At 62.4% G+C, this 15,011-nt stretch carries 16 protein-coding genes; 2 read left to right on the plus strand and 14 right to left on the minus strand.

What is annotated here, in order from left to right; all coding sequences use genetic code 11:
• From serB to hslO, 9 genes are all read right to left on the minus strand, one after another.
• The gene (gene serB / locus VBE63_RS03775) at positions 1-1,230 is read right to left on the minus strand and encodes a phosphoserine phosphatase SerB (protein ID WP_323681657.1); all 1,230 of its coding nucleotides are present in this window, start codon (positions 1,228-1,230) and stop codon (positions 1-3) included.
• 131 nt (positions 1,231-1,361) lie between these two features.
• Positions 1,362-1,913 carry a hydrogenase maturation protease gene (locus VBE63_RS03780; RefSeq protein ID WP_323681689.1) on the minus strand — a complete coding sequence of 184 codons (552 nt, stop codon included), beginning with the start codon at positions 1,911-1,913 and terminating at the stop codon, positions 1,362-1,364.
• A gap of 2 nt (positions 1,914-1,915) precedes the next feature.
• Entirely contained in the window at positions 1,916-3,349 is a 1,434-nt protein-coding gene (locus VBE63_RS03785) for a Ni/Fe hydrogenase subunit alpha (protein WP_323681658.1), read from the minus strand.
• Between the two features lie 106 nt (positions 3,350-3,455).
• A complete protein-coding gene (locus VBE63_RS03790; protein WP_323681659.1) occupies positions 3,456-4,094 on the minus strand; it encodes an NADP oxidoreductase in 639 nt (212 codons plus the stop codon).
• Positions 4,091-4,822, minus strand: a complete 732-nt coding sequence (gene hoxU / locus VBE63_RS03795) for a bidirectional hydrogenase complex protein HoxU (RefSeq protein ID WP_323681660.1) — start codon at positions 4,820-4,822, stop codon at positions 4,091-4,093. The genes VBE63_RS03790 and hoxU overlap by 4 nt, the downstream gene beginning before the upstream one ends.
• 223 nt (positions 4,823-5,045) lie before the next feature.
• A complete protein-coding gene (locus tag VBE63_RS03800) occupies positions 5,046-5,480 on the minus strand; it encodes a zinc ribbon domain-containing protein (RefSeq protein WP_323681661.1) in 435 nt (144 codons plus the stop codon).
• A 247-nt stretch (positions 5,481-5,727) separates the two neighbouring features.
• Complete coding sequence (gene hda / locus VBE63_RS03805; RefSeq protein ID WP_323681662.1) at positions 5,728-6,525, minus strand: DnaA regulatory inactivator Hda; 798 nt, start codon at positions 6,523-6,525, stop codon at positions 5,728-5,730.
• 7 nt (positions 6,526-6,532) lie between these two features.
• Complete coding sequence (gene wrbA / locus VBE63_RS03810; RefSeq protein ID WP_323681663.1) at positions 6,533-7,123, minus strand: NAD(P)H:quinone oxidoreductase; 591 nt, start codon at positions 7,121-7,123, stop codon at positions 6,533-6,535.
• A gap of 98 nt (positions 7,124-7,221) precedes the next feature.
• Positions 7,222-8,091, minus strand: a complete 870-nt coding sequence (gene hslO / locus VBE63_RS03815) for an Hsp33 family molecular chaperone HslO (protein WP_323681690.1) — start codon at positions 8,089-8,091, stop codon at positions 7,222-7,224.
• A 397-nt stretch (positions 8,092-8,488) separates the two neighbouring features.
• On the opposite strand from hslO, the gene VBE63_RS03820 reads away from it, so the two are divergent.
• A complete protein-coding gene (locus VBE63_RS03820; protein WP_323681664.1) occupies positions 8,489-8,671 on the plus strand; it encodes a hypothetical protein in 183 nt (60 codons plus the stop codon).
• A gap of 128 nt (positions 8,672-8,799) precedes the next feature.
• Here VBE63_RS03820 and VBE63_RS03825 read toward each other — a convergent pair whose 3' ends face one another.
• From VBE63_RS03825 to VBE63_RS03840, 4 genes are all read right to left on the minus strand, one after another.
• The gene (locus VBE63_RS03825) at positions 8,800-8,964 is read right to left on the minus strand and encodes a hypothetical protein (RefSeq protein WP_323681665.1); all 165 of its coding nucleotides are present in this window, start codon (positions 8,962-8,964) and stop codon (positions 8,800-8,802) included.
• Between the two features lie 102 nt (positions 8,965-9,066).
• Positions 9,067-12,519: an AAA family ATPase gene (locus VBE63_RS03830; RefSeq protein WP_323681666.1), complete on the minus strand. Its 3,453-nt coding sequence runs from the start codon at positions 12,517-12,519 to the stop codon at positions 9,067-9,069.
• Positions 12,520-12,527: 8 nt separating this feature from the next.
• Entirely contained in the window at positions 12,528-13,781 is a 1,254-nt protein-coding gene (locus VBE63_RS03835) for a DNA repair exonuclease (protein ID WP_323681667.1), read from the minus strand.
• The gene (locus VBE63_RS03840) at positions 13,778-14,047 is read right to left on the minus strand and encodes a putative transposase (protein ID WP_323681668.1); all 270 of its coding nucleotides are present in this window, start codon (positions 14,045-14,047) and stop codon (positions 13,778-13,780) included. Before VBE63_RS03840 ends, VBE63_RS03835 begins: the two co-directional genes overlap by 4 nt.
• 77 nt (positions 14,048-14,124) lie before the next feature.
• On the opposite strand from VBE63_RS03840, the gene VBE63_RS03845 reads away from it, so the two are divergent.
• Positions 14,125-14,640 (plus strand): hypothetical protein, encoded by a 516-nt coding sequence (locus tag VBE63_RS03845; RefSeq protein ID WP_323681669.1) that lies wholly within the window; start codon positions 14,125-14,127, stop codon positions 14,638-14,640.
• On the opposite strand, the gene VBE63_RS31300 is transcribed toward VBE63_RS03845, so the two are convergent.
• Complete coding sequence (locus tag VBE63_RS31300) at positions 14,637-14,990, minus strand: MGH1-like glycoside hydrolase domain-containing protein (RefSeq protein WP_416274501.1); 354 nt, start codon at positions 14,988-14,990, stop codon at positions 14,637-14,639. The genes VBE63_RS03845 and VBE63_RS31300 overlap by 4 nt on opposite strands.
• Positions 14,991-15,011 lie beyond the last annotated feature (21 nt).

Raw genomic sequence — 15,011 nt, forward strand, 5'->3', positions numbered from 1 at the left:
CTAGCCTGACTCGATATCCCGATCGCGCATGCCGATCAGATAGAGGATGCCGTCGAGTCCGACGGTGGCGATCGAGTGGCGGGCTTGCTCTTTAACCAGCGGCTTGGCGTGAAAGGCGATACCGAGGCCGGCGATGGACAGCATCGGCAGGTCGTTGGCGCCGTCGCCAACCGCAATCACCTGCTCCAAGCGAATGCCTTCGCGAGCGGCGATCTCCCGCAGCAGCTCGGCTTTGCGCTGGCCGTCGACGATACGGCCAGTGACGCGTCCGGTGAGTCGCCCGTTCTCGAATTCGAGCTGATTGGCGTGCACGTCGTCGATCCCGAGCCGGCGTTGCAGGTGCTCGGCGAAGTAGGTGAAGCCGCCGGAGAGGATCGCGACCCGATAGCCGAGCTGCTTGAGCGCGCCGATCAGCCGCTCGGCGCCGTCGGTAATGGGCAGCCGTTCGGCGATCTCGCTCAGGACGGATGCTTCCAGTCCCTCCAGCAGTGCCATACGCCGGCGGAAGCTCTCGCTGAAGTCGAGCTCGCCCTGCATCGCGCGCTCGGTGATCTCGGCGACCTGAGGGCCGACACCGGCGGCTGCCGCTAGCTCATCAATCACCTCGGTCTGGATCAGGGTCGAGTCCATGTCGAAGCAGACCAGGCGCCGGTTGCGACGGAAGATGTCGTCTTCTTGGATGGCGATATCGACATCGAGCCGACTGCCGAGTTCAAGGAAGCTGGCGTGCAGCGCGCCAACATCGGCGACCGGGCCTTTGAGCCAGAGCTGCACGCAGGCTGGGCGGTTGGGTCTGTTGGCGTGAGCGCTGGCGCGGCGTGAGATGCGCCCGGAGAGACGGGCGATCTGCTCGATGTTGAGCTGATGTTGGGTGACGACAGCGGCGACCTGTGCGATCTGCGCCGCGCTGATCTCGCGCCCGAGTAGCGTCAGGATATGGCGCGCCTGCCCCTGTTCGGCGACCCAGTGTTCGTAGGCGTCTGCGGCGACTGGGGTGAAGCGGACATCGAGCCCGAGCTCGTGGGCGCGAAACAAGAGTTCTTTGAAGACTGGGCATCCAGCAGGCTCTTCCGGTAGCTCCACTAGGAGGCCGAGGGCCAGCGTGTTATGGATCACCGACTGGCCGATGTCGAGCACGGCCACGTCGTAGCCTGCCAGCACCTGGGTTAGGGCCTTGGTGATGCCCGGCTTGTCGCTGCCGGAGATGTCGATTTGAACGATTTCGCGCATTAGGGTTGGTGTCTCCCTGTCTCGCTGTGGCATCGCACTACTGGATGCGGTCTACCTTTCGGGACGATGCTGGGGGGCTGCCTGCGCTTAGAGGCTTGCTCCCGAGGGCTGCTGAGCTTAGGCGCAATCAATCAGTGTGATCGATCGGCGTCATCAATCAGCGCCATCACCTCGGCGATCATCGGCTCTAAAGCCTGCTGCGCCGTCTCGCTCAGGGCGTAGCAGGCGTAGCCCCATTCGGCGCCACCGCCGGAGACCAGCCAAGCCTCTGGGACCCGCTGATACAGGGCCTCGCACCAGGCGAGCAACTCGCGAGGGTCATGGAAGTGAGCCATGGTCGAGAGGGCGCTTCGGTCTGGCGATAGACGCCGCCGTCTGACCTGCCCTGGGGGCGTGTCGATAGCGGCGTCGACGAAGATGACGCGCTGGGTGCGGGCCAGATCGTCGACGAGCTCGGCGGTCAGAATGTGGCGTGCCTGGACCTCGACCACCCCGGAGGCGGTCTCGGGCTGCGTTGCGGGTTGCGAGTTGAAGCGCTCCTGAAGCCGGTCGGCGACCAACGGCCCAAGCGCATCATCGCCGCGAATGGGGCTGCCATAGCCGATCACCAGCGCCCGCAGCGGTTGTGCTGTGGGCTGCTGCTCCTGCTGTCCTTGGACGCGCTCGACAGCGGTTCGACCCATATTCACGCGTCGCGCACCAGCCGGTCGATGACGGTGCCAGCGGCGTCTTTTAGCTCGATGCTCAGCGGCATCTGACCAAAGGCATGCGAGGCACAGGAGAGGCAAGGGTCATAGCAGCGGATGACGGCCTCGACTCGATTCAACATGCCTTCGCTCAGCTTATTGCCGTCGACATAGGCATCGGCGACCTGCTTGATGCTCTGGTTCATGGCCAGATTGTTATGGCCAGTGGCGATGATCAGGTCGACCCAGGTGATCAGGCCAGCATCGTCGATCTTGTAGTGATGCATGAGGATCCCGCGCGGCGCCTCGGAGACGCCGATGCCCTCGTCGCGGTTACCGCGCGCGTGAGCACGCACCCGCGTGTCGAGGATGCTCGGGTCCTTGAGCAGCCGCTGCATCATCTCGATGGCGAAGATGATCTCGACCAGGCGCGCGTAATGGTAGTGGAAACTGGAGCGGACTGGCCCTGAGTCCTCCTGCAGCATGTGGAACTCGGCCAGGGCGACATCGGCGAACGGCGTGCCGCAGCTCTCGGCATTGTTCAGCCGCGCCAGCGGGCCAACCCGATAGATGCCGTTTGGATAGCCCATCGGCTTGTAGTAAGGAAACTTCATATAACTGAAGTCCTCGACGGCCTCGCCGATGATGCGCGGGTAGTCGGACGGCGGCACCCTGTCTTCGACGATGTGGCCTTGCGCGTCTTTGATGCGGATTAAGCCATCGTAATGCTCGAGTTGGCCCTTGTTCGAGACCAGCGACAGGAACAGGGTCTGCATGGTGCCGAAGTGCTCGACCTCGTCCTGGAACTTGGGCACCATGGTCTTGAACAGGCCATAGGTGTCCTTGGCGATGGTCAGCGCTTCGGGCAGCATCCTCAGCATCGCCTCGCGTTTCTCGCTATCGAGTGGCTCACTGACGCCGCCTGGCACCACCCAGGTCGGATGGATCTTCTTGCCGCCGAGGATCTCGATGATGGTCTGGCCGATCTGGCGCAGCTTGATGCCTTGCTTGGCCAACTCGGGGTCTTTGGCCATGACGCCAAAGATGTTGCGCTTGGCCGGATCAGAATCCCAGCCGAGCAGCAGATCCGGCGATGACAGATGGAAGAACGAGAGCGCGTGCGACTGCAGTAGCTGCGCGAGGTTCATGATCCGGCGTAGCTTCTCGGACGTCGGCGGGATGGTCACCGCGAGCAGGTCGTCGCAGGCCTTGTTCGAGGCCAGCAAGTGGCTGACTGGGCAGATGCCGCAGGTGCGAGCGGTCAGCGCCGGCATCTCACGGTAGGGGCGGCCCTCGCAGAACTTTTCGAAGCCGCGGAATTGGGTCAGATGGAACTTGGCGTCTTCGACCTCGCCGCTGTCGGCGAGCTGCAGCGAGATGCGGGCATGGCCCTCAATGCGGGTGACCGGGTCGATGCTGATGGTTCGGCTCATGGTCGCTTAGTCCAGGGCGTCAGGCATTATAGGGGTTGCGCGATGCGCTTCGCTGGGCGTCAGCGCGCATCGTGATCGCGGATGCTGAAGCAGGCTCGGCCTGTGCTCAAGCGCCGAATCGGGTCATGCGCAGCGGTTCGGGCGTGCGGCCTTCGAGCAACTCGCTCAGCACGTAATGGATGGTGTCGGCGTGCGGCGGGCAGCCTGGGATGAAAACATCGACATCAACCACGCCATGCACGGGCTTGACGATCTGCAATAGGGCTGGAACGCCTTGAGTCGGGATCTGTTGATTCAGGTTCACGTTCTCGAGATAGGCACGCTCGTAGACGCTATCGAGCTTGAACGGATTGCGCATCGCTGGGATGTTGCCATTGACTGCGCAGTCGCCAAGGCTGATCAGGAGCCTGCAGTGCTCGCGAAACAGCTTGGCCTTGTGCAGGTCTTCCTCGTTGCTGATCGAGCCTTCGATGATGCCGACATCGACCTGCTCGGGCAATGTCTTGGCATCGACCAAGGGGCTATAGACGATGTCGATCCTCTGTGCCAGCTCGACCAGGCGCTCGTCCATGTCGAGGAACGACATGTGGCACCCAGAACAGCCGTCCAGCCAGATGGTGGCGACGGTGATCTTCTTTCCGCCGCTGCTGGCGGAGATCCCGAGCGGTGCTTGAGCATCGGCTGTTGGCTGGCCAGCCTCTAAGGTGGCTGCGGTGGCTGCGGTGGCTGCGGGCTGAGCGCTCATCGTGCGGTCCTCCGTCGAGCAAGAATCGGCAGGAAGTGCTGATCTTTGACCATCTCACCGACGGAAGTGCCCTGTTTGACCAGGGCGCCGGTCGGACAGACCTGCACGCACTTGCCGCAGCTGGTGCAGGTGTCGCTTTCACCCCAGGGTTTGGCGAGATCGGTGATCACTTGGCAGTCGCTGCCGCGACCCATGACATCCCAGGTGTGGGCGCCTTCGATCTCGTCGCAGACGCGCACGCAGCGGGTGCAGAGCACGCAACGGTTGTGATCGAGGCGGAACATCTCATGGGTGCTATCGAGTGCGTAGCCCTGATTACGGTAGGGCATACGCACATGGTCGACGCCGCAAGTCGTGGCCAGCCATTGCAGCTCGCAGTGGCCGTTGGAGACGCACACCGAGCAGATGTGATTGCGCTCGGCAAACAGCAGCTCGACCAGGATGCGCCGATAGCGCTGGAGCTTCTCGGAGTTAGTGGTGATTTCCATGCCTTCGGTGACACGGGTGGCGCAGGCCGCGAACAGGCGATTCTGGCCGGCGACCTCAACCATGCAGAGGCGACAGGCGCCGACCACGGACAGCCCTTCCATCCAGCAGAGGCTGGGAATGGGGATCTTGTTCTCTCGGCAGACTTCGATGATGGTCTCGTCTTCGCGCGCCGACAGATCTTGACCGTCGATCCGGAGCGTGACGACGCGGACACTGGGTTGTGTAGCGATGATTGGCATCGGTCTTCCCGTATTAGGCGAGGAGAGGGAGTGCTGCGTTGGACCTCAGGCCCGACGATACACGACCGATGCGACGGACGCATGTCCATCAGCGACTCGTTAAGCCCTGACGTTCTCGGTGTTAAGGACTGTGTGTGCGTAGCTGTTCGCCAGGGGGGCTACGCTCTGTCGCTGGGCCGAGCCGCGCAGTATCGCGCTGGCCCAGCCCTAAGACCACGGAAGATCAGCGTTTCTTGAGCTTGTTCTTGATCAAGGCGCCGAACTCGGTAACCGCAAACCAGAGCACGCCGAGCCAGATCATCGCCCAAGGCAGTCGTCGCCAGAGCTCGGGCTCTGCGTCTGCGGCTGGGGGCAATGCGTATTTGACGATCACGCCGAACACCATGCCACCCCAGAACAGGAGGGCGGCGATCGGGATCGGGCGACCGGCAATACGCAGCTTAAACGGCTCGACGGTCTCGTAATCGTTCAGATCGGCGCGGGTATAGGTCGCGCTCTGGGGATCTGTAAGGGACCCTTGCGCAGGGGCGAGCTGCGGGTCGGCCTGTGGTGCGGCATATGCCGTGCTGGCGGCAACGATGGGAACGCCGCAGTGTGGACAAGTAGGAGCGCGGTCTGAGACCTGGCCGCCGCATTCCGGACAATCGATCAAGGCCATGCTGTGATCTCTATGGTATGGCCCGCTAGGCGGGCTTGGGGTCGCAGTCGATCGGTGCAGTCGATCAGGGCCTGAGCCTTTGCTGGTGCATGGGCAATCTGATGCAGAAGCCCTGACATTGGTCTGGTATCAAAGCAAGTCGCCGGCATGGGTTCAAGGTTCCGGGCGGGGTTCTATTGCGCAGGCTCAATGTTCGGCGTGATATTGGCCCGGATCAGGCCGATCATTATTGATTGGCGCTGCTGCCTTAGGTGCGATTGGGGTTGGCTGTGTGGTCCCTGGACTGGTCTAAGGGCTGTTCTGATGACGCGGTGACCGTCGCGGAATGGGTCTCTGGGTGCTCGAGTCGCTCGAGGAGTCGGCCGATCGAGCGGATTGTGGGCTGACGTTGCTCAGCCAACGCGGCGCGGTCGATGTCGTCGAGGAGTGTGGAAAGTGCGCCCGGATCGCGTGGGCAGCGGCTCAGGATGTAGCTGATCATCGCCTCGCCAAAGCGCAGCCCACGCTGCTCGGCGCCAATGCGCAACAGTTCAGCGCGGCCGGCGTCGCTGAGTGGCCGCAGGTGATAGCTGGCGCCGGCGGTGAGTCGAGAGGCGAGATCGGGCAGCCCAATGCCGAGTCGGCCGGCCGGCTGGCGCGCAGCCGCGAGCAAACGTCGGCCGGCATCGCGTGCCCGGTTGTACAGATTGAATACCGCCTGCTCCCAGACCGCATTGCCCGCGATCGCCTGCAAGGCGTCGAGCAGGATGGCATCGCGCTGCTCGAGGTCATCGAGCACGGCGGGTGTCAGTCGCGGCGTGTCCAAGGGCAGGTACACGACACCGAGCCCACGCTGGCGGACCTCGCCTGCAGCGCAGACTAGGAGTTGCGACTTCCCACTTGCAGCGCCGCCGTGGAGGTAGATGTAAGGCTCGCCGCTGCCATCGGCCCATTGCCGAACCGCGGCTACGGCAGCACCGTTGCCGTGCGCGATGAAGCCATCGAGACCGCGTGGCTCGGGCTGGCGCAGTGCGAGCGGGAGCTGCGGTGGATACCGCTGGTGCACCGCGATCTCAGCGCTTGAGTGCCGCGGCTGTGGTGGCCAAGCGGCGACCGAGCGCCTGACAGAGATCGCGCTCGATCTCGCTCAGCGGTTGATCGTTATTGATGCCGGCGACGTGGGAAGGTCCGTAAGGTGTTCCTCCGGCTTGGGTATGGATCAGTCCGGTTTCGCTGTAGGGGAGTCCCATCAGCAGCATCCCGTGGTGCATCAACGGCAGCATCATCGAGAGCAGCGTGGTTTCTTGGCCTCCATGCAGGCTGGAGGTGGAGGTGAAGACGCCAGCCGGTTTGCCGCCGAGAGCGCCAGAGAGCCAAAGCGATGAGCTGCCGTCAAGGAAATATTTCAGCGCGGCGGCCATATTGCCAAAGCGCGTCGGGCTGCCAAGCGCGAGCGCACTGCAATCGCGTAGATCGTCGAGCGCGGCATAGGGTGCGCCAGACTCAGGGATCGAGTCCGCGGTTGCCTCGCAGAGGGTCGAGACTGGTGGCACGGTGCGCAAGCGCGCCTCGAGACCAGCCTCCTCTGAACCGCGCGCGATCTGTCGCGCCATCTCGGCAGTGGCTCCGTAGCGGCTGTAGTAGAGGACCAGCAGGTAGGACATGGATTGTATCTCGCGCAGACAGCAGGTTAAAACGGCAGTGCCGACGAAAACAGCGTACCGAGCAGCATACCATGCGGCTAGCTGTCGCCTTTGCGACCCTACTGCTGTGCCGGAGGCGCGCTTGCGTTAACCACGCCGGTAAATAGGCTTCTGGCATCGACAGCGTCGAACTGATAGCCGCGGTTGCAGAATTCGCAGGTGACCTCGATTAGACCTTGCTCGGCGATGATGTTGTCGATTTCGTGACGCCCCAAGGCGCGGAGGTTGTCGGCGACCCGCGTGCGCGAGCAGCCGCAGCGGAACGCAACAGGCTCGGGCTCGAATAGGCGCAGGTCTTCTTCGTGAAACAGGCGCCGCAGTAGATCCGGGGTTGATTGTTGCAGCAGTTCACGGGGCCGCAGGGTGTCAGCGAGGATGACGGCGCGGTTCCAGTCATCTTCATCGTCAGTTGGGCCTGGCAGACGCTGCAGCATCATGCCGACCGCGCGCTTGTCGTTGACCGCGAGCCAGAAGCGGGATGGCAGTTGTTCGGAGGAGGCAAAGTAGCCCTCAAGTGCAGCGCCGATGCCCGCGCCCGCAAGCGGCACAATACCCTGGTAGCGGTCGCGATGCTTGGCGTTGATGGTCAGGACCAGCTGCCCTTTCCCAAACAGCGCCTGTAAATCACCGCCTTTGATATCACCCTCCCAGCGTGCGAGTCCTCGCACCGTTCCCTCATGCGTGGCTTGGGCGACCAGGGTGCGGATCGGGCCTTCTCCCTGAGCCTGTAAGATCAGCGAGCCCTCAAGCTTCAGTGTTGCGGTGAGCAGCAGGACGGAGACCAAGGCTTCGCCGAGCGGCTGCTTGACGGCCTCTGGATAGTTGTGCCGCTCGAGCACCGCTTGCCAGGCTGCATCAAGTCGGACGAGTTCGCCGCGCACACGCGAATGCTCGAACACGAAGCGGTGCAAGGAATCGGTTTCGGACAGCATGCTGGCTCCACTATCGGTTGAACGCAGGCCCGGTTCGCGTTGGCTAGGCGGGCGCCCATCAGTCGGTTGATATCCATTATGGGTGCTGAGTCCCTCAGCGGGTACATCCAGTGCTGTCTTGACTTCTTAGGCTGGCGCCTGCGACACCTGTTTTGAACGATGTCGGCGATCTAATTCCAGCTACGGAAGTCGCAAAAAAGCGACTTCTGACGTTTCTGTTGCGTACATGCATCAGCTGTCGGCGGCCTAGGTTTTCAGTTGTAGCCGCCTGTAACAATCCATGCTTGTTCGCAAAAAATTGTGACAATCGCTGAAATAGGGGGCTTTATCGCTTGCTTAATATTTAAGCAGATACTAATGTTGAGTCAACACTTGTTGTATGAAGGGTACAGATATGCTGCCTCTCTTGATTGGTATCGCGATTGCTGCCGGCTTCGCGGCATTGGCCGGCTCGACCTACGGATTCGATGAGCTCCTCAGCGGTAGCTGGCTATTCTTGGTGATCTGGGGCCTGATTGCCGGGCCGGCCCTGATGTTCGTTGCGGGCAGCGGAGATCGCAACGACACTAGGATCTGAAGACTCATCCTGAAGCAGGCTGTTCGGCGCGTCCTCATTCAGGCCAATGCGGTTCAGCAGTTCGCGTGAGGACAGGGAGCGGTCTTGACGGGACATGGGCAATGCCTCGGTGTGGTTGACGAGGGGCATTAGAGCGATCGCTCAAGAACGACGAGGACCACCTGCGCTTCTATGCGTTGCATCGTTTCATCCGTGCCGAGCCGAAGATCCCAGCCCGCGCTGCTGAGAACTTCGATCTGGACCAGGCCTTGGTCGAGGGCAAGGTCGACTTCGGTTTGATCATCGGATGTCATTGGGCGTTGGGCTCTCATGAAACCATGCTAATCCCAGCTGCCCGCTTCCGAGGTTAGCGCCGTCGTTGTTCCAAATTTACCCTGATCACCGCCTTGGCCGCATTACGCGAGGTTAATGACATTCAAACGCCCATCGATGACGCGTTGAGCAAGCGGCACCAGATGGTCGTGGTGCGTGAGAAAGAAGACCTGGGTGCGCCTCGATAAGTCCTCCAAGGCGGCGAAGCCAGCACTAGCGCGATTTTCGTCCCAGTTGATGAATAGATCATCGGCGATGAAAGGCATGGGCTGGGACTGCTCCAGGTGTAGCTCCAGGGCCGCAAGGCGTAGGGCTAGGTATAGCTGATCGCGTGTCCCGTCGCTCATGCCTTCGATGGCGACTCGCTCTCTGCTCCGACGTTGTCCATAGAGGACCGGCGTATCCCCCTCGTAGTCCACGACGAGCCGGTCGAAAGAGCCTAGCGTGAACCCGGCGAAGATCTCACCGGCGCGAGCGAGCATCGGGCCCTGGCGTTCTTCCCGGTAGCGCTCGATGGCCCACCGCAGCAAACGGGCGGCGGTATAGGTGCGTAGATACCGCTCGACGGCATTTCCCATCCGTGCAAGTGCCTCCTGACGCTGTGCCTCGGCACGCGCGGCATCATCCTGGCCGGCGATAAGCCGAAATTCAGCCTCAGCGGTGGTCAATGCCGCGGCGTTCTCGCGTTGCTTCTCGACGAGTTTCTCTTGATCCTGACGCAGGACCTCCAGCTCGCCAGGAATCGCACCGATCTCCAGCTCCGCCAGTTCCGTCTCCAGCGTTTCCCGCGTCAGTCCGTCGGACCCTTCGCTCAAGCTGCGCTTTAGCTTGGCAATATCGTTTTCGAGGGTTCGCGCCTGATCGGAGCGGGTGATCGCCTTGCGCAGGGCGTCGTTGTCCGCGGCATTCGCCTCGGCGAGCAACGGTTCGATGGCGGCCTGCGCCTCCATTTGCTTTCTGGTCTCGCGCTCCGCATCTCGACGCGCGGTCTCGATTTCTTTGGTCAGACGTTCATGGTCTTTCGCGTCATGCCGCGCCTGTGCGAGACGCTCTGAAAGGATGCGAGCGATATCCTCGGGTGCCCGCTCCCTGAGCGCAGGGTCCAGTTCCCGAGCCAATCCTTTCGCGGCCTCGGAAAAGCGCTGCAGATCGCGCTCCATGGGCCTGATCCGGGCATCGCGCAGTTCACGCCTTTTGCTCAGATGGTCGTTCATGTCGGCGAGGATCGAAAGCGCTCGCTCGGCAGCCTCCGTATCGGTTTCGGTAGGCAGGTTAAGCCTGTCCAGGCAACTCGCCCATCCGTCGCGCCAGCGTTCGAGTTTCTCCATGGCCTGCGTGAGGCGCTGGTCTAAAGATTCGAGGGCTGCCTCGGCCGCCGTGCGCTGATCTTCCAGCGCCTTGCGTCGTGTCTGCGCCTGTTTTGCCCTGTCCACTTGGGTGGAGGCCAGATGCACCAGCGAGGCGAGGGACTCGCCGGGATCGGGGGCTGGCGTTAGAGCGCCGGCGAGCGCCTTGCGTGCGGCGTCAACCTGGTGGCGGAGACTCTCCACCTGTTCCCTCGACTCCATCAGGTGCTCGTCGGCGGAAAGAAACTTGTCACGCGCGATGCACCAGGGTCCCATCTGCTCCAGGGTCATTTCCTTTAAGCCAAGTGCCTCGGTGCGCGCCGCCCATTCCTTCTGGGTCGCCTGCTGCTGCTTACGGATTCCTGCAACGTCGCTCAGGTCGCGTTCGAGCTGCTGCTGGATGCGCGCTCGCTCATCCTGCTTGGACTGCAGTGTGGCGGCTTCTTCGGCCTTATCGTGGCGGCGATCCGCGAGGCTGTCGGCCTCAGCCACGAAACCCTCGTAGCGGTCTGCAGTGACCAGCAAAGATTCAGTGCCATCGCGTATCTCACGCCACAGCCTGTCACGCCGATCCCGTGCGCCTTGGAGCTCACTCAGGGTGACCGGCTTGTGAGTCGCCTCATACTGGTCGATCTCCAGGTCCAAACCTGACAGGCGTGATTGGTATCCATGGATGTCGCGCTCAAGGCGCTGGAGATCACCCTTGAGCCTGTTGCGGTCCTCTCTGAGGGCTTCGATTTCGTTGCTCCCCGGTAGCGAAAGGTTGCGAAGGCGCCTCGGCTCTGACTGCCAGGGGCTTAGCGCTGGGAGTGTCTTGTCAAGTGCTCTTTCCGCCCGTTTCACGGCATCGGCAAGGCGCTGTTCCTGCGTCGCCACGTCGCCCAATCCTTGGGCATGCGCCAGGGCAGTAACCAGCTTAGCCGGCAGCACTGTGGACGGAAGCCTGGCCAGCTCCAAGTCGATTCTCTTGATCTCTTCCGCTTTGTCGTCCCGATGATGGCGGGCACTTTTCACGCCCTGTTCAAGGGTGTGGTGGTCGCGGATCAGAGCCTCTGCGTTTTCACGCGAAATTTGCGATGGGAGTCTTGCCAGCAGGTTGTCTTCATCCATGCTTGGCCATCCCAGGCGCTGCAGAAGCGTCTCCACTGTTTTCCAGTGAGCCCGAGCCTCCTCCCTGCGCTTATCCACGTCACCAGGGTGGTTGCGGACCTGTTCACGCTGAGCAGCGAGGGACTCGATGTCCTGGCCAAGGACCATAACCGCCTTGTCCGGTCGGAGACTTTCACGGGCATCCTCTTTCTCAGTCGCCTGTTTCTCATGGAGTTTCCGGGCACTAGCGGCGATCGCCTTGTGCCGCTCCGCCTCGGCGAGCCGGTTGGCGGCATCTTCTGGCAGAATCCTGACCGGACCAAGAGCCTGGAGATCCGTCTCCCGCTCGCGCAGAGCATTGATGATCGGAGCCGTCCGTCGCGCGCGCTGCAGGCGTGCGCTCTGCCGCGCCAGCTGCTCATGGCGCTTTCGCAAGTCTGCGGCCTCCTGCTCCAAGCGCTCTTTGTCGTTGCGGGCCGATACCCATTCCCGGGTCTGCATGGTCGCTTCCTTGAGCGCATCCTTGGCCCGGGATAGTTCATCGGCGGCGATGTAGTACTCGCGTTCGCCAGAGTAGCGCTTGGCCCACAACGAGTTCATCTCGGACTCGAATGCGTCGCGCACATCGCCGAACTGGGCGATCCCGGCCGCGGACTGGAACAGAATCTGGCCCACGTCACTGCGGGCGCTGAGGATGTTCTGTCCGCCGGCGACCAGTCGTTCGTGATCAAGCCCGAACATCTGCTCGAAGAATCCACGCTCGACGCCACCGAGGAAGGGGGTGAGTGAGGTGTCTGGGAGCGCAGCGTCGTCCGCGTCCCGAAGAGTACGGCTACGCCGCTTGGTTCGCCGGAAGTCGAGCGCCTCTTCGCCTTGCTGCACCAGGGCGCCGAGACGCATGTCTGTGTAGGCGTGGAGAAAGTTGTATGGAGAGCGCATCTCGATCCCGAACAGCAGATCGAGGATGGCGCTTCGCAGGGTCGACTTGCCGGTCTCGTTGGCGCCCACCAGAAGGTGGAAGTCCGCCTCGGACCGAGGCAGTTCGAGCTGTTTGTCGGTGAAATGCCCATAACGGGTTAGATCGATTCGGGCGATGCGCATCGCAGGCTTCAGCTGTTTGTCATGATGTGGGCGACGAGGCCTGGGGTGACCTCACGAATAAGATTCTCCAGTTCGCCGGACCGGATGCTGTCGAGCTCGGGCATCAATTGCCTGAGCTCCGGGGGCGCCCGATCCACGAGGATGCGCAGTTCCTTGGCCATAGCCTCCAGCAGCTCCGAGTCGTTCGGTGCCGAATCAAGGAGGACGGCAAGGTCGGCGACGGCGTCGGCGCGGGCACGCAGCCTCTCTCCGGCGAACGGCGAAGTGGTCTCGACCCGAATCTTTTCTATCCAGAGGCGATCCTCGCCTACTGCCGCTGCCTGGGCTAACACTTCGGCGCGTAGCTGGGTCTCGCGGCCAAACAGCTCCCCGTGGGCCGGAGTTTGGCCTGTGAGACGTATTCGCAGCGCGATGGGATACCCTTCGTGATTGTCGAGCACGTCCTCCAATGCCTCACCGACGGCTCGCACGACCTCGTCCATGGTGCGGGCCATGCTAGCGTCTACCTCGACAACCTCCCAGCGCAGCACGTCCACTAGAAGGCGCTCGACGCGTCTCACCCCTCCTTCGTCTGCCGTCACCATAACGGCGCCACGGGGACCGCACTCGCGGACATGGCGACCCTGCAGGTTTCCCGGAAAGACGACCCAGGGGTTCTCGCGCAAGATGGCGTACTCATGCACATGACCCAGTGCCCAGTAATCGTAGTCGCGCGCGGCCAAGTCCGACATTGAGCAAGGTGCGTAGTTGGCATGGGCGGCGTTGCCTTCCAGCGCCGTGTGCAGCACCCCGATGTTGAGGACGCCTGCGATCGGGTCCGGATAGCCGGCGGCGAGATTCTCGGTGATGGATGCTGTGCGGAAGCTGTGCCCGTGCAGGGCGACACCTAAGTCCTCGAGATGGAACGTGGTCGCTTGTCGACTCCCGAAAACCTGGACGTTGTCGGGAAGTAGGAGCTTCTTCGTCATCTCGCTTTCGGCATCATGATTGCCGTGAAGCAGGTACAGGGGGATGCCAGCCCGATGAAGCCGCCCCATCTCGCCGCAAAAGAAGATGCCGGTGTTGAAATCCTTCCAAGCTCCGTCATAGAGGTCGCCGGCGATGATCACGAATGACACGGCTTCCTCAATGGCCTCGTCGACAAGGCGCGAGAATGCGCGCCGGGTTGCCGTGCGCAGAAGGTCAACGGGCGCATTCGGGTAGGCCGTGAGGCCCGAGAGCGGACTGTCGAGATGGATGTCGGCGGCGTGAATGAACTTCATAGCGTGAATTCTGGGAAAATGTCGAGCCAGAAGCTAGCCTCAAAAACAAGCCGTAGCTCGCTGCCGGGGTAGGCCACCTGCTGGGTATTCAGGCAGTCGCAAAGCGCGATGAGCGCTTGTTGCGATCGGTGGTTCGCCAATCCGTCGAGGCGCATCCGCAGTTCCTGACGGTGGTGATCCGGGAGGATGCCCCCCGGTAACTGGAAGACAGCTTTGAGGAAGGCGTGCGCGTCCTCGTCATGCTGGGCGAAGAAGGTGGTCTTCAAGGGCACGCGCTTGTCCAGCGTCTTGAGTTGAATTCGGCCTGCATGGTCTCGAAGACGGTCTCCTGGGTATCCAATGGATGCTGTGCAGCTTCGGCGACAGTCATGGCGCGCTCCTCGCCGTGCAGGCACGGCGTCCAGACTATATCGAATTCGGCCGCAGCCAGATCGACCTCCTGCGATCACCGGTGCCCAATCTTGATTTCGCGCGCGCCACCGAGGCGCTCGGTATCCCGCTTCTGCAGGGCAACTCTATCGGCGCGCTCGATCCTGCGCCGAAGAAGCGGCTGCGCAAAAAACGCTTTTGCGGCGCTGCAGACTCCGATCTCGGGCTTGTAGAGGCGCAGACGGCGACGGTCGCCGGACTGGCCACCGAGATCCCACCCGTATACGCGGACTATAGCGTCGAGGAGGTCGGCGAGGTCTTTCATGCTGCACGCCAACTGCAAACCCTGCCAGTGGTGGAAGGCAACAGACCGCGAGAACGGCGGCCTCTGGGTGGGGATCGCCAAGGTCATTGGGTGTTCTTTCCCCTTCAACGACCTTGGGGTAAGACGCCTCGGCACGACTCTTTTTCTGGGATCGGTTGGCTCTAGAGCCGCTGACCTCCTCGACGCCATCGACCAGGATGTGGCGCAAGGGCGCGCAGGACGGCCGCCTTGGCCTCGAAGGCGGTGGCCTCGGCGGCCTGGTCCAGACGCGGCGCCATCTGCGCGAGGGCGTCGAGCTGCAGCAGGACGTAGCTGCTGAAATCGGTGGCGGCGAACGCGCGGGTGTCGCGCAGGGAGCTCTCGTCGGTGTTGCTGAAGCGCGGTGCGTTCTCGACCCCGGACTCGTAGGGATGGGCCCAGAAGTAGATGCCTTGGGTGAGCTGGTGGTTGGCGTCGAGCCAGGCTTGATAGCGTCGCAGGGCCTCGTGGGCGTGCTCAAGCAGCGACTGGGCCAGTGCTCGATCGGCCTTGTCTCA

The organism is Lamprobacter sp. (assembly GCF_034860625.1).
In the GTDB taxonomy this organism is placed as follows: domain Bacteria; phylum Pseudomonadota; class Gammaproteobacteria; order Chromatiales; family Chromatiaceae; genus Lamprobacter.